Raw genomic sequence first — 12,990 nt, 5'->3', positions numbered from 1 at the left:
TGAAAGGATAGCAGGATGACGCTGAATTTGACCGGGAAACACCTGATCGCAGGAGAATGGGTCGAAGGCAACGGGACCTTCACCTCCAAGCCCGCCACTGGCGATGCGCACACCTTCTCCATCGGCACGCCCGACCTCGTCGACCGCGCCGTCAAGGCCGCCGAGCAGGCCTTTGCGACCTTCGGCTACTCGACCCGTGCCGAACGCGCTGCCCTGCTGGAAGCCATTGCCGAGGAACTCGACAAACGCGGCGAAGACCTGACCCTGATCGGCACGCAGGAAACCGGCCTGCCGGAAGCCCGCCTCAATGGCGAGCGCGGCCGCACCACGGGCCAGCTGCGCCTGTTCGCCTCGCATATCCTGAAGGGCGACTATCTGGACCGCCGCTACGATGCCGCCCTGCCGGATCGCCAGCCGCTGCCGCGCCCCGACATCCGTCTGATGCAGCGCCCGATCGGCCCGGTTGCCGTGTTCGGTGCCTCCAACTTCCCGCTGGCCTTCTCGACCGCCGGCGGTGACACCGCCTCGGCGCTGGCTGCCGGTTGCCCGGTTGTCGTCAAGGGTCATGAAGCCCATCCCGGCACCGGCGAAATCGTCGCCCAGGCCATCGACGCGGCCATCAAGCGCCTCGGCATCCATCCGGGCGTGTTCTCGCTCGTCCAGGGCGGCAGCCACGATGTCGGCATTTCGCTGGTCAAGCATCCGCTGATCCGCGCCGTCGGTTTCACCGGTTCGCTGGCCGGTGGCCGCGCCCTGTTCGATCTGTGCGTCAGCCGTCCCGAGCCGATCCCCTTCTTCGGCGAGCTGGGTTCGGTCAACCCGATGTTCCTGCTGCCGGAAGCGCTTTCCGCCCGTGGCGAAACAATCGCCAAGGGCTGGGCCGGATCGCTCACCATGGGTGCCGGCCAGTTCTGCACCAATCCCGGCATCGCCGTGCTGATCGAAGGCGCTGAAGCCGAGGCTTTCGTCGCCTCTGCCAAGGACGGTCTTGCCGGCGTCGCGCCGCAGACCATGCTGACCGACGGCATTGCCAATGCTTATCGCAAGGGTGCCGACAAGATTGCCGCGACTGCCGGCGTTCAGGCCGTGCTGACCTCCAGCTGCGACCTGCGCAATGCCACGCCCTATCTCTTTGCCACCACCGGCAAGGAATGGCTGGCCAATCACGAACTCGGCGAGGAAGTCTTCGGACCGCTCGGCGTCGTCGTCACGGTCAGCGACAAGGACGAGATGCTGAAGGTTGCCGAAAGCCTTGAGGGCCAGTTGACCTGCACCCTGCAGATGGACGATGGCGACACCGAACTCGGCCGTCGCCTGATGCCCGTTCTGGAGCGCAAGGCCGGCCGTGTGCTGGCCAATGGCTTCCCGACCGGCGTTGAAGTCTGCGATGCCATGGTGCATGGCGGTCCCTATCCGGCCAGCACCAATTTCGGCGCGACCTCGGTTGGCACCATGGCCATCCGCCGCTTCCTGCGGCCGGTCAGCTATCAGAACATCCCGGCCGCCCTGCTGCCGGAAGACCTGAAGTAAGGACGCCGCGACACGATGAGCGATCCGGCCGAAACCGCAGCGGGCACAGCTTATGTTGCGCTCGCAGACTGGGGAACCAGCAATTTCCGGCTCTGGCTGGTCGACCGTGACGGCCAAGTGCTCGGCGAATGCCAGTCGCCCGACGGCATGTCGGCCTGCGCCGCCGACAATCGTTTTGCCGCCGTGCTTGAGAAAAATCTCGCTGACCTGTCAGCACCTGCCTCCCTGCCGGTGGTAATTGCCGGCATGGCGGGTGCGCGCGCCGGCTGGATGGAAGCGGCCTATGTCGAGACCCCGGCACCGCTTGCCCATCTGCAGAACCATGCCGTCTCGCCATCCGCCTCGCGACCGGTCCATATCCTGCCCGGCCTCTGCCAGAAGGTGACGGGCCCGTTCGACGTGATGCGCGGCGAGGAAACCCAGCTTGCGGGCGCGGCCGCCACAGGCCATCCGACCGGCCTGTTCTGCCTGCCCGGCACCCATTCCAAATGGGTCGATATGCGCGACGGCACCGTATTGCGCTTCCGTACCTCGATGACCGGCGAACTCTACGAGCTGCTCAGCAAGCAGTCGATCCTGCGCCTGTCGATCGCGGCCACCGACCGCAGCACGCCAGACCATCCGGTGTTTGCCGAGGCGGTCCAGCAGGCGCTGGGCGAAGGATTTTCGTTGACGGCCAATCTGTTTTCCATCCGTGCTGCCGGCCTGCTGTCGACGCCGGTCGAAAACGAAGCCGCCGCCCGTCTTTCGGGCTTCCTGATCGGCGCCGAAATTGCCGCCATGCGCGATTTCTTCACGCCCGGCGATGCGGTTCACCTGATCGGCTCTGAGAGCCTGAATGCGCTTTACACCAAGGCCTTGGCTTTGGCCGGCGCAAAGCCTGAAACACTCGACGGCAGCGCCCTGGTGCGAAACGGCCTGTTTGCCGCCGCCCGTGCCCTGCTTGCGACCCACTGACAAAGGATAGTGCCATGACCCGCCAGACCATCGCTTGGCCGACGCTCGACCGCAATCTCGTCGCCATCCTGCGCGGCATAACGCCGGCCGATATCGAAAGCGTCGTGTCGGCGCTGCTGGAGGAAGGGTTCCAGGCCATCGAAGTGCCGCTCAACTCGCCGGAGCCTTTCACCTCGATCGAGATGGCCCGCAAGCTCGCCCCCTCGTCCATTCTGGTCGGCGCCGGAACCGTTCTGAGCCCGGAGGATGTCGATCGGCTGGCCGGCATCGGCGCCAACCTGATCGTCACCCCAAACACAGACCCGTCGGTGATCCGGCAGGCGGTCAGCCACGGCATGATCAGCATGCCGGGCGCCTTCACCCCAACCGAAGCGCTTTCCGCCATCAAGGCAGGCGCCTCGGCGCTCAAGTTCTTCCCCGCCAGTGTACTGGGTGCCGCCGGCATTTCGGCCATCAAGGCCATCCTGCCGGCAAATTTCCCGCTGGGGGCCGTGGGCGGCGTCGGCGAAAGCAATTTCGAGGACTATATGAAGGTTGGCGTTTCCTGCTTCGGCATCGCCACCAGCCTTTACAAGCCGGGCGAACAGGCAAGCTCCGTGCGCGCCAAGGCAAAGGCGCTGGTCGCCGCTTACGACCGCGCCAAAGCTGCCACGGCATCGAACGCCTGAAGTCTCCAGCGTCAATCGGCCCTGCCGCGGCAGGGCTGTTGCCCCTTGCCCTGATACCGCCAACCTGTTTGACTACAATCCCATGCCGCGCTCAGGACAGCGCGGCATTTGCCATCATCCCATGGAAGGAACGTGAAGATGCGGATCGTCCTTCTGGCTTTGGGATGGTTGATGGTGGCGATCGGCATTATCGGCGTCTTTCTGCCAGTCCTGCCGACGACACCTTTCATGATCCTCGCCGCCGCCCTCTTTGCCCGCTCCTCGCCGCGCTTTGAAAAATGGCTGCTGGATCATCCCAAATACGGCAAGCCGCTGACCGACTGGCGCAAAAGCGGCGCTATCTCACGCCCCGCCAAGATCGCCTCGGTATCGCTGATGAGCGTAAGCTTCGCCATCATGTGGTTCGCAAGTCCGCTTTCCGCCACCTGGCGCGGCGGCATCGGCCTGATCCTCATCGCCTGCGCGGCATTCGTGCTGACGCGTCCGGAACCGAGTGCCTGAACGCAAAAAGGGCGGCTCGATGGCCGCCCTCGTCAATGGATATCCGCAGTCTCAGTGATTATGGCGCGGCAGCTTTTCGGCCAGCTTGCGGAAATCGGCGGCACCTTCGATGACGGCGCCGTCGGACAACTGCGTCACCGTGCGACGATAGAGCATCTGCCACGGCGTCGCATCGGCGGGAACGGCCGGAATGCCGTCTGCCTTGCGCCGTTCGATCTCCTCCGGTTCGACCAGCATGTCGCAGCGGCCATTGTTGAAATCGATGCGGATAATGTCGCCGCTGCGCACATAGGCCAGACCGCCGCCGGCTGCACTTTCCGGCGAGGCGTTGAGGATCGACGGGCTGTCGGCCGTGCCGGACTGGCGACCGTCGCCGATGGTCGGCAGGCTGAGAATGCCTTGTTTGATCAGGTGATCCGGCGGCTGCATGTTGACCACCTCGGCCGAACCCGGCCAGCCGAGCGGGCCGGCACCGCGGATCACCAGGATCGTGCGCTCGTCGATATTCAGGTCCGGATCGTTGATGCGCTTGTGATAATCCTCCGACCCGTCGAACACCACCGCCTTGCCGTCGAACACACCTTCCTTGCCCGGCTCGCTCAGATAGCGTTCGCGGAAGCCGGCCGAGACGACGCTCATCTTCATGATGGCGAAATCGAACAGATTGCCCTTCAGCACCAGGAAGCCGGCACGCTCTTTCAAGGGCGCGTCGAACGGCAGGATGACCTCGCGGTCGGTGGATTCCCGGCCCTCCAGGTTTTCCGCCATGGTCTTGCCGGTGACCGTCGGACAGCCGCCGTCCAGCTTACCGACCTTGAGCAGTTCCCACATAATGGCAGGCACGCCGCCGGCCCGGTGGAAGCGCTCGCCGAGATAGGCGCCGGCCGGCTGCACATTGGCCAGCAGCGGAATGTCGAAGCCGTGGGTCTGCCAGTCCTCGGGATGCAGCTCGACGCCGGCATGTTTCGCCATGGCGGCCAGATGCGGCTGCGCATTGGTCGATCCGCCGATCGCCGAATTGACCCGGATGGCGTTCAGGAACGCCTCGCGTGTCAGAATGTCCGACGGCTTGATGTTCTGCTGCACCAGTTCGACAGCCCGCCGTCCGGTGCGATAAGCCATCTGGCCCCGTTCGCGATAGGCAGCCGGGATGGCAGCGCAGCCGGTCAGCGACATGCCGAGTGCTTCGGCCATGGCATTCATCGTCGAGGCCGTGCCCATGGTGTTGCAATGGCCGATCGAGGGTGCTGAATCGAGCGCCGACTGCAGAAATTCTTCGCGCGTGATCTCGCCGGCCGCAAACTTGCGCCGCGACCGCCAGATCACCGTGCCGGAGCCGACCAGGTCACCATCGTGCCAGCCGTCGAGCATCGGGCCGCCGGAAAAAACGATTGCCGGAATATCGACGGTCGAGGCCGCCATCAGCGCCGAGGGCGTGGTCTTGTCGCAGCCGGTGGTCAGCACAACGCCGTCGAGCGGGTAGCCATAGAGGATCTCGACCAGGCCGAGATAGGCGAGGTTACGGTCGAGGGCCGCGGTCGGCCGCTTGCAGTTTTCAAAAAGCGGATGGGTCGGAAACTCGATCGGTATGCCGCCGGCATCGCGGATGCCGTCGCGGACGCGCTTGGCAAGCTCGATATGGTGACGGTTGCAGGGATTGATATCGCTGCCCGACTGGGCAATGCCGATGATCGGCTTGCCGGAGCGCAGTTCCTCCGGCGTCGTGCCGTAGTTCATGAAGCGTTCGAGATAGAGCGCCGTCATGTCGAGATGATCGGGATTGTCGAACCAGTCCTGCGAGCGCAGACGACGCGGCGCCTTGTTGTCCTCAGCCATTATTTCCCCTCCCCGCCCTTGGCGGCATTCATTGCTTCCAGATGCAGCAGCAAGGCGCTGTGATCCGTATCACCGCCGCCACCCGCCACGAAATCGGAAAACTCGCGGCGCACCTGCTCGGTCAAAGGCAGGTCCAGCGAAAACAGATCGGCCATGGCCTTCACCGCATCGAGATCCTTCAGCTGGAACTTCGACGGTCCGCCGGGCACGAAATCGCGGTTGACCATGCGCGCACCATGCAGTTCGAGGATCCGGCTCTCGGCAAACCCGCCGCGGATCGCCTCGCGGAATTTTTCGCGGCTTGCTCCACCCGCCTCGACGAGCATCATCGCTTCGGCAACAGCGCCGATCGTGACGGCGACGATCTGTTGGTTGGCGAGCTTGCAGATCTGCCCGGCGCCGGACGGCCCGACATGGGTCACCCGGCCAAGCGCTGCAAACACGTCCGCAAGCCCTTCGATGACATCGGCATCGCCGCCAGCCATGATCGCCAACGTTCCGGCCTGCGCTCCGACCACGCCACCGGAGACCGGCGCATCGATATGGGCAATGCCAAGGGATGCGAGGCGGGTCGAATGGTCCTTGGCGACCGGCGGCGAGATCGAGCTGCTGTCGACGACGACGACGCCTCTGGCCAGAGCCTGCGCCACGCCGCCGTCAAACAGCACGGTCTCGACGGCCTTGCCGTCGCTGAGCATGGTGATGACGATGTCGCGCCCCTTGGCCGCCGCAGCGGCCGTGTCAGCAACGACAGCTCCGTCCGGAACGAGGGCCTGCGCCTTCGAAACATCGCGGTTCCAGACCGTGACCTGATGGCCAGCCGCCAGCAGCCGGCGCGCCATCGGCGCTCCCATCAGCCCCGTTCCGAGAAAGGCGATCCGCCGCGTTGGGCTTTGTCCCGGTCCTGCTTGGCTCACAGCTTTCCTCCCAGCTCATCCTCGATATGCACGCGGATGATCTCATCAAAGGAGGTTTCGGCGGTAAAGCCAAGCGCTTTCGCGCGCGTCGCTTCAAAGCCCGGAGCCCAACCGGCGACCATCTTGATGATCATCTCGTCCGGCTCGCGGCGGATCAGCGCAACGGCCTTGTCGCCGGCCACCCGGCGCAGAGCTTCGATCTGTTCGCCGACCGTGGCGCTGAGGCCCGGCATGGAAAGCGCCCGGCGCGGTCCGACCATGTCCAGATCGATCGTTGCCCCATGGATGAGGAAGCCGACGGCCGAGCGCGGCGAGGTGTGCCAATGGCGAACGTCTTCGGAGACGGGAAGGATCGCTTCCTTTCCGACCAGCGGCTCGCGCAGGATATTGGAGAAGAAGCCGGAGGCTGCCTTGTTCGGCTTGCCCGGACGAATGCAGATCGTCGGCAGGCGGATGGCGATGCCGTCGAAGAAGCCGCGGCGGCTGTAGTCGGACAAAAGCAGTTCGCAGATCGCCTTCTGGGTGCCATAGCTGGTCAGCGGCGTCGTATGATACTCGTCCGGGATCGGATAGGGCAGCGGTGCGCCAACGACGGCGATCGACGACGTGAAGACGACGCGCGGCGTGTAACCGTCCACGCCATGGGCCAGGCGAATGGCATCGAACAGATAGCGCGTGCCGTCGAGATTGATGCGGTAGCCCTTCTCGAAATCGAGTTCGGCTTCGCCGGAAACGATCGCCGCCAGATGGAAGATCACATCGGGCCGGGCCGCAACCAGCGATTCGGCCTCGCCGGGCGCAGAAAGGTCGGCTTCCTTGGCGTTGACCTTGCCGGTAAAGCCCGCGGGCGCTTCCGGCGTCACGACATCCACCAAGGTCATTTCGGTAATAGGCTTGCCGTCCAGCTGGCCGTCTGCGGTCAGCTTGGCTGCGAGTTTGCGGCCAACCATGCCGGCTGCACCGATGATCAGGATATGCATCAGGTCTCTCCTCCCTGGATTCGACCGCCCTGAAACGCTTGGTATCACCTCAACGAAAGGCGGACAAAATTTCTATTGTAAGGTTGTCTGATAACCTTATATGATCCGCTTGAAAACAGAATATTTGGAACGCCCACGAGAAATCTCCTGCCCTTTCGCAAGAAGGCACACGGTCTCGAAGCGGCAGTCCGGGAGGAAAGGCAAGACAATGGCGGACGTCATGAGCACTGCGGATCTGCAGACATCCCTGCGCGCGGCACTGGGCGACGATAGGGTGCTGGCGGACGCAGTCGAGATGCTGCGCTTCTGCCGCGACTGGCACGGCGACGTCACCAGCAGCGCCGTCGCCGTGCTGCGGCCGCGCTCCACCGAAGAGGTCGCCGCAGCCGTGCGTGCCTGTCGGGACCTCGGACTGTCGATCGTCCCGCAGGGCGGCAATACCGGGCTGGTGCTCGGCGGCATCCCCGATCACCCGGAAAACCAGGTGGTTCTCAGCCTCGAGCGCATGAGCGCCATCCGCAATATCGACGCCGACGACTTTTCGGCCGTGGTCGAAGCCGGCTGTATCCTGTCGGAGCTGAAAGACCGGATTGCCGAAAAGGACATGTACTTCCCCCTGGCGCTCGGTGCCCAGGGCTCCTGTCGCATCGGCGGCAATGTCTCGACCAATGCCGGCGGTATCAACGTGCTGCGCTATGGCATGACCCGCGAACTGGTGCTGGGCCTGGAAGTCGTGCTGCCCGACGGCACGATCTTCAACGGCCTGTCGACCCTGCGCAAGGACAATCGCGGCATCGACCTGAAGCAGCTCTTCATCGGCGCCGAAGGCACGCTCGGCATCATCACCGCCGTATCGATCAAGCTGATGCCGTTCCCGGACCAGGTGGCGACCGCCTTGCTCGGACTGAATTCCCTCGACGATGCCATCAAGCTCTATCGCCGCGCTCGGCGCGACTGCTGCGACCTGATGTCAGCCTTCGAATTCATGCCGCCGCTGGCCTTCGTGCTGGCGCGCGAGGCGATCCCGGATCTGCCCATGCCGATTTCGGGCGACTATCCGGCCTATGTGCTGATGGAAATTTCCGGCTCGGGCCTTGTCGATATCGCCGACCTGATGGAGCGCTTCCTCGGCGGCGTGATGGAGGACGGCCTTGTCGTCGACGGTGTGATCGCCGCATCCCAGGCCCAGGCCCGCAATCTCTGGCTGTTCCGCGAAGGCATGAACGAGGGTCAGGCCAAGCGCGGCCCGCATATGCGGACCGACATTTCCGTGCCGCTCTCCCGCCTTGCCGATTTTGTCCGCGACGCCGAACAGGCGGTGTCGGAGGCCCTTCCCGACTGCATCAGCGTGTCCTATGGCCATGTCGGCGACGGCAATGTGCATCTGAACGTCCTGCCGCCCTCCGGCAGCCCGCCGGACGAAGCCGCGGCCAAAATCTACAAGGCAAAGACCGTGGTGAACCAGGTGCTGGACGGCTACAAGGGCAGCATCAGCGCCGAACACGGTATCGGCCGCCTGAAGCGTGCCGATTTCGAAGAGCGGCTGGATCCGTCGCGACGTGCTCTGCTGACCGCCCTGAAACAGGCGATTGATCCGTCCATGGTGATGAACCCCGGCTGCCAATTGAATTCCCCCGACATATCGTAGAATAGTCTGGCATCAACAGGGGCGGGCAATAGAATGACGGCGGACTTCAGCCAGATTAGACGGATCGAGCATCTCCCGGCGCGTATCGCCGGCCATATCGGCAAGGAAATCGTCGAGGGCCGGATCGTACCCGGAGCAAAGCTGCCGACCGAGCATGTACTGGCCAAGACCTTCGGCGTCAGCCGCTCCGTGGTGCGCGAGGCGATCGCTCAATTGCGCAACGAGGGTTTGGTCGAGACCCGTCAGGGGGTCGGTGCCTTCGTGACGGAAACCCTTGGGCGCGGCTCCATTCGCATCGAGCAGACCGATTTGCACGATCGCGAGAGCTTTCGCAGCCTGTTCCAGCTGCGCATGCCGCTGGAGATCGAAGCGGCAGGCCTTGCTGCCGTCCACCACGACGAGGCCGATCTGAAAAAGCTCGATGAGTCGCTCGCCCAGATGACCGGCGCCGAGAAATGGACCGACGAAGGCATCGTTGCCGACCTGGTCTTTCACCGCGCCCTGGCCGCTGCCACCCACAACGAATATTTCCCGTTGTTCGTCGGTTTCATCGCCGAGCGAATCAGCGTCGCCATCAATGCCGCGCGCGCCACCGCCATTCTTGAGGAAATCGTCGAGATCACCATTGCCGAACACGTCGCCATCCGCGATGCGGTCGCGACACGGGATCCGCTCAAGGCCCGCACCGCGATGCGCCACCACATCATGGGGGCCGCGGCCCGGCTCGACCTGACACTCGAAAAATTCTGAAGGCGCTATTCCGGCTGATCGGCGCGGACAAGATACCTGCAGGTTTTTGTCGGCTTTGCGCCTTGGGCTCTGGACAGGTCGAATAAGTCATACTAGAACCGCAACTGGAGCGTTGTCAGACATCCTGACAATAGGGCAAGCAGTGCTGGAGGGCAGGCTTGGCGGATAATGTGGAGGACTACATTTGAATTCCAAACGTTTACTGCGTGCAGAGACCATCCTGCCGGATGATGCCGCTGATGCTCTTCTGGTCGGACGCGTCTGGTCGAAGGCAAGCGCTGGTCCCTGCCCGGTGATGATCTCGGGCGGCCGCGTTCTTGACCTGTCGGGCCTTGCCGCCACCATGTCGGCCCTCCTCGAGACAGAAAATCTCGCCGTCCTCCTGCGCACTGCCTCCGATCTGCCGGACCTTGGCGCCCTCGACACCTTCCTGTCTGGCGAAAATGGCATGGTGCTGGCTCCGGTCGACCTGCAGGCCATCAAGGCCGCCGGCGTGACCTTTGCCGACAGCATGCTGGAACGGGTCATCGAAGAGCAGGCCAAGGGCGATCCGCTGCGCGCCCAGGATATCCGCGCCAGGCTGGCGCCTGTACTCGGCGACAGCCTGCGCGGTCTGGTTGCCGGTTCCGAGCAGGCCGCCAAGGTCAAGAGCCTGCTGCAGGACATGGGCCTCTGGTCGCAATATCTGGAAGTCGGCATCGGCCCCGACGCTGAAATCTTCACCAAGTCCCAGCCGATGTCCTCCGTCGGTTGCGGCGCCCTGGTCGGCATCCATCCGATTTCGCAGTGGAACAATCCGGAACCCGAAATCGTGCTGGCGCTTCGCGCTGACGGCACGATCGTCGGCGCAACGCTTGGCAATGACGTCAATTTGCGCGATGTCGAAGGCCGCTCGGCGCTGCTGCTCGGCAAGGCCAAGGATAACAACGCGTCCTGTTCGATCGGCCCCTTCATCCGCCTGTTCGACGAGAAATTCACGATCGACGATCTTCGCCGCGTCAAGGTTCTGCTGCTGGTGCAAGGCGAAGACGGTTTTGAGATGGAGGGTGAAAGCCCGCTCGAAGCCATCAGCCGCTCGCCGGAAAACCTCGCGTCACAACTTCGCAACCGCAACCATCAATATCCGGATGGTGCCGTCCTGTTTCTCGGCACCATGTTTGCGCCCGTCAAGGACCGGCGCGGCGCGGGCCTCGGCTTTACACACGAGGTCGGCGATCGGGTGGAAATATCGACAAGCAAGCTCGGCCGCCTAGTTAACTGGGTAGAGCGCAGCGATGCCTGCCCCGAATGGACATTCGGTGTCGGCGCTCTCATTCGCAACCTGGCCGGCCGCGGTCTTCTGGACAAGGCGTGAGGACACCATGCAAAAGGCAATAAACCTTTTTTACCGCTTCCTTGAACTTCTGCTGATCCTCCTGCTGTCGGGCATGGCGATCATGGTCTTCATCAACGTGATCATGCGCTACGGCTTTAACTCCGGTCTGAACGTTTCGGAGGAACTGTCGCGCTACTTCTTCGTCTGGCTGACCTTCATCGGCGCCGTCGTTGCATTCCGCGAGCACGGCCATCTCGGCATAGAGACCCTGGTGATGTTCCTGTCGCGTCGCGGCCGCATCGTCTGCATGAGCCTTTCAAACCTGGTGGTCATCATCTGTTCGGCCATCTTCTTCTGGGGGACATGGAAGCAGTTCCCGATCAATGCCAGCATGTCGTCACCGGTGACGGGCATCTCGATGATCTGGATCTACGGCATCGGCCTCTTCACGGGTGCAGGGATGGTCATCATCGCGCTGGAACGCCTGATCCGTCTGTTGACCGGACGCGTCACAGATGACGAGATTGCCGCATTCGCCGGCGAAAACCTGACAATCGAACAGCTGGCGGAGCGTACCTGATGACACTTCTCGTATTTATCGGGTCCCTGCTCGGCGCCATGGCAATCGGCGTCCCTGTCGCCTTTGCGCTGATGTTCTGCGGTGTCATTCTCATGTGGTTCATGGGCATGTTCAACACGCAGATCATTGCGCAGAACATGATCGCCGGCGCCGACACCTTCACGCTGCTGGCCATTCCCTTCTTCATTCTGGCCGGCGAACTGATGAATTCCGGCGGCCTGTCGCGCCGCATCATTGATTTCGCAATCGCCTGCGTCGGTCACATCCGCGGCGGCCTCGGCATCGTCGCCATCATGGCCGCCATTATCATGGCCAGCATTTCCGGCTCGGCTGCGGCTGATACGGCAGCGCTTGCCGCCATTCTGCTGCCAATGATGGCAAAGGCCGGCTACAACGTGCCGCGCGCCGGGGGCCTGATTGCGGCCGGCGGCATCATTGCGCCTGTCATCCCGCCATCCATGGCCTTCATCGTCTTCGGTGTCGCCGCAAACGTCTCCATCACACAGTTGTTCATGGCCGGCATCGTGCCGGGCATCATGATGGGCGTGTCCCTTGTCGTTGCCTGGCTGATCGTCGTACGCAAGGACAAGGTGGAGCCGCTGCCCAAGGCGCCGATGTCGGAACGTTTGACGGCAACCGGCCGGGCGCTCTGGGCACTCGGCATGCCGGTCATCATCCTCGGCGGCATCAAGGCCGGCATCATGACGCCGACCGAAGCCGCTGTGATCGCGGCCGCCTATGCGATGTTCGTCGGCATGGTCATCTACGGCGAACTGAAGCCGAGAGACCTGCCGCGGGTCATCCTTCAGGCTGCCAAGACGACCTCGGTCATCATGTTCCTGGTCTGCGCCGCGCTCGTTTCGGCCTGGCTGATCACCGCCGCCAATATCCCGGCTGAAATCGCCGGTTATATCGAGCCCTTGATCGACCGCCCGATGTTGCTGATGTTCGTCATCATGATCCTGGTTCTGGTCGTGGGCACGGCGCTCGACCTGACACCGACGATCCTGATCCTGACGCCTGTTCTGATGCCGATCATCAAGCAGGCCGGCATCGACCCTGTCTATTTCGGCGTCTTGTTCATCATGAACAATTGCATCGGCCTGATCACCCCGCCGGTCGGCGTCGTGCTCAATGTCGTCAGCGGCGTCGGTCGCATCCCGCTCGGCAAGGTCACCGCCGGCGTTTGGCCGTTCCTGCTGGCTCAGACGCTCGTGCTTTTCATCCTGGTCCTGTTCCCGGACCTCGTGCTCGTGCCCGCCCGCTGGCTGCATTAGCAGCCGGCACCACCACAGTCTCACTCAACCA

12 protein-coding genes are annotated in these 12,990 nt (G+C 63.4%); 9 read left to right on the top strand and 3 right to left on the bottom strand.

The window, feature by feature from the left end; translation table 11 throughout:
• Positions 1–15 precede the first annotated feature (15 nt).
• From HGO38_RS16465 to HGO38_RS16450, 4 genes are all read left to right on the top strand, one after another.
• Positions 16–1,530: an aldehyde dehydrogenase (NADP(+)) gene (locus tag HGO38_RS16465; protein ID WP_250956985.1), complete on the top strand. Its 1,515-nt coding sequence runs from the start codon at positions 16–18 to the stop codon at positions 1,528–1,530.
• A 15-nt stretch (positions 1,531–1,545) separates the two neighbouring features.
• The gene (locus HGO38_RS16460; RefSeq protein ID WP_250956984.1) at positions 1,546–2,487 is read left to right on the top strand and encodes a 2-dehydro-3-deoxygalactonokinase; all 942 of its coding nucleotides are present in this window, start codon (positions 1,546–1,548) and stop codon (positions 2,485–2,487) included.
• Between the two features lie 14 nt (positions 2,488–2,501).
• Entirely contained in the window at positions 2,502–3,155 is a 654-nt protein-coding gene (locus HGO38_RS16455; RefSeq protein ID WP_250956983.1) for a 2-dehydro-3-deoxy-6-phosphogalactonate aldolase, read from the top strand.
• Between the two features lie 138 nt (positions 3,156–3,293).
• Positions 3,294–3,656, top strand: a complete 363-nt coding sequence (locus tag HGO38_RS16450; protein ID WP_250956982.1) for a YbaN family protein — start codon at positions 3,294–3,296, stop codon at positions 3,654–3,656.
• A gap of 51 nt (positions 3,657–3,707) precedes the next feature.
• On the opposite strand, the gene HGO38_RS16445 is transcribed toward HGO38_RS16450, so the two are convergent.
• From HGO38_RS16445 to denD, 3 genes are read right to left on the bottom strand one after another with little or no spacing between them, the layout of a single operon-like run.
• Positions 3,708–5,492 carry an IlvD/Edd family dehydratase gene (locus HGO38_RS16445; RefSeq protein ID WP_250956981.1) on the bottom strand — a complete coding sequence of 595 codons (1,785 nt, stop codon included), beginning with the start codon at positions 5,490–5,492 and terminating at the stop codon, positions 3,708–3,710.
• On the bottom strand, positions 5,492–6,346 hold the full coding sequence (locus HGO38_RS16440; protein WP_250957075.1) for an NAD(P)-dependent oxidoreductase: 855 nt from the start codon (positions 6,344–6,346) through the stop codon (positions 5,492–5,494). Before HGO38_RS16440 ends, HGO38_RS16445 begins: the two co-directional genes overlap by 1 nt.
• Positions 6,347–6,405: 59 nt before the next feature.
• Positions 6,406–7,389 (bottom strand): D-erythronate dehydrogenase, encoded by a 984-nt coding sequence (denD, locus tag HGO38_RS16435; protein ID WP_250956980.1) that lies wholly within the window; start codon positions 7,387–7,389, stop codon positions 6,406–6,408.
• 208 nt (positions 7,390–7,597) lie between these two features.
• Between denD and HGO38_RS16430 the strand changes: the two genes are divergently transcribed.
• The 5 genes from HGO38_RS16430 (at position 7,598) to HGO38_RS16410 (ending at position 12,959) form a co-directional block, all read left to right on the top strand.
• Positions 7,598–9,037, top strand: coding sequence for an FAD-binding oxidoreductase (locus HGO38_RS16430; protein ID WP_250956979.1), 1,440 nt, complete (start codon positions 7,598–7,600; stop codon positions 9,035–9,037).
• Between the two features lie 33 nt (positions 9,038–9,070).
• Positions 9,071–9,787, top strand: coding sequence for a FadR/GntR family transcriptional regulator (locus tag HGO38_RS16425; protein ID WP_250956978.1), 717 nt, complete (start codon positions 9,071–9,073; stop codon positions 9,785–9,787).
• 184 nt (positions 9,788–9,971) lie between these two features.
• Positions 9,972–11,141 carry a fumarylacetoacetate hydrolase family protein gene (locus tag HGO38_RS16420; RefSeq protein WP_250956977.1) on the top strand — a complete coding sequence of 390 codons (1,170 nt, stop codon included), beginning with the start codon at positions 9,972–9,974 and terminating at the stop codon, positions 11,139–11,141.
• Between the two features lie 7 nt (positions 11,142–11,148).
• On the top strand, positions 11,149–11,682 hold the full coding sequence (locus HGO38_RS16415; RefSeq protein ID WP_250956976.1) for a TRAP transporter small permease: 534 nt from the start codon (positions 11,149–11,151) through the stop codon (positions 11,680–11,682).
• Positions 11,682–12,959, top strand: a complete 1,278-nt coding sequence (locus HGO38_RS16410) for a TRAP transporter large permease (RefSeq protein WP_250956975.1) — start codon at positions 11,682–11,684, stop codon at positions 12,957–12,959. Before HGO38_RS16415 ends, HGO38_RS16410 begins: the two co-directional genes overlap by 1 nt.
• Positions 12,960–12,990: the final 31 nt, after the last annotated feature.

The organism is Rhizobium sp. CG5, assembly GCF_023701945.1.
In the GTDB taxonomy this organism is placed as follows: Bacteria; Pseudomonadota; Alphaproteobacteria; order Rhizobiales; family Rhizobiaceae; genus Allorhizobium.
This window is presented reverse-complemented; position numbering and strand designations above follow the sequence as displayed.

What these genes read in the sequence shown, in the direction of transcription:
- HGO38_RS16465 (WP_250956985.1), top strand. Translation starts at nt 16, where the DNA reads ATGACGCTGAATTTGACCGGGAAACACCTGATCGCAGGAGAATGGGTC.
- HGO38_RS16460 (WP_250956984.1), top strand. Translation starts at nt 1,546, where the DNA reads ATGAGCGATCCGGCCGAAACCGCAGCGGGCACAGCTTATGTTGCGCTC.
- HGO38_RS16455 (WP_250956983.1), top strand. Translation starts at nt 2,502, where the DNA reads ATGACCCGCCAGACCATCGCTTGGCCGACGCTCGACCGCAATCTCGTC.
- HGO38_RS16450 (WP_250956982.1), top strand. Translation starts at nt 3,294, where the DNA reads ATGCGGATCGTCCTTCTGGCTTTGGGATGGTTGATGGTGGCGATCGGC.
- HGO38_RS16445 (WP_250956981.1), bottom strand. Translation starts at nt 5,492, where the DNA reads ATGGCTGAGGACAACAAGGCGCCGCGTCGTCTGCGCTCGCAGGACTGG.
- HGO38_RS16440 (WP_250957075.1), bottom strand. Translation starts at nt 6,346, where the DNA reads ATGGGAGCGCCGATGGCGCGCCGGCTGCTGGCGGCTGGCCATCAGGTC.
- denD (WP_250956980.1), bottom strand. Translation starts at nt 7,389, where the DNA reads ATGCATATCCTGATCATCGGTGCAGCCGGCATGGTTGGCCGCAAACTC.
- HGO38_RS16430 (WP_250956979.1), top strand. Translation starts at nt 7,598, where the DNA reads ATGGCGGACGTCATGAGCACTGCGGATCTGCAGACATCCCTGCGCGCG.
- HGO38_RS16425 (WP_250956978.1), top strand. Translation starts at nt 9,071, where the DNA reads ATGACGGCGGACTTCAGCCAGATTAGACGGATCGAGCATCTCCCGGCG.
- HGO38_RS16415 (WP_250956976.1), top strand. Translation starts at nt 11,149, where the DNA reads ATGCAAAAGGCAATAAACCTTTTTTACCGCTTCCTTGAACTTCTGCTG.
- HGO38_RS16410 (WP_250956975.1), top strand. Translation starts at nt 11,682, where the DNA reads ATGACACTTCTCGTATTTATCGGGTCCCTGCTCGGCGCCATGGCAATC.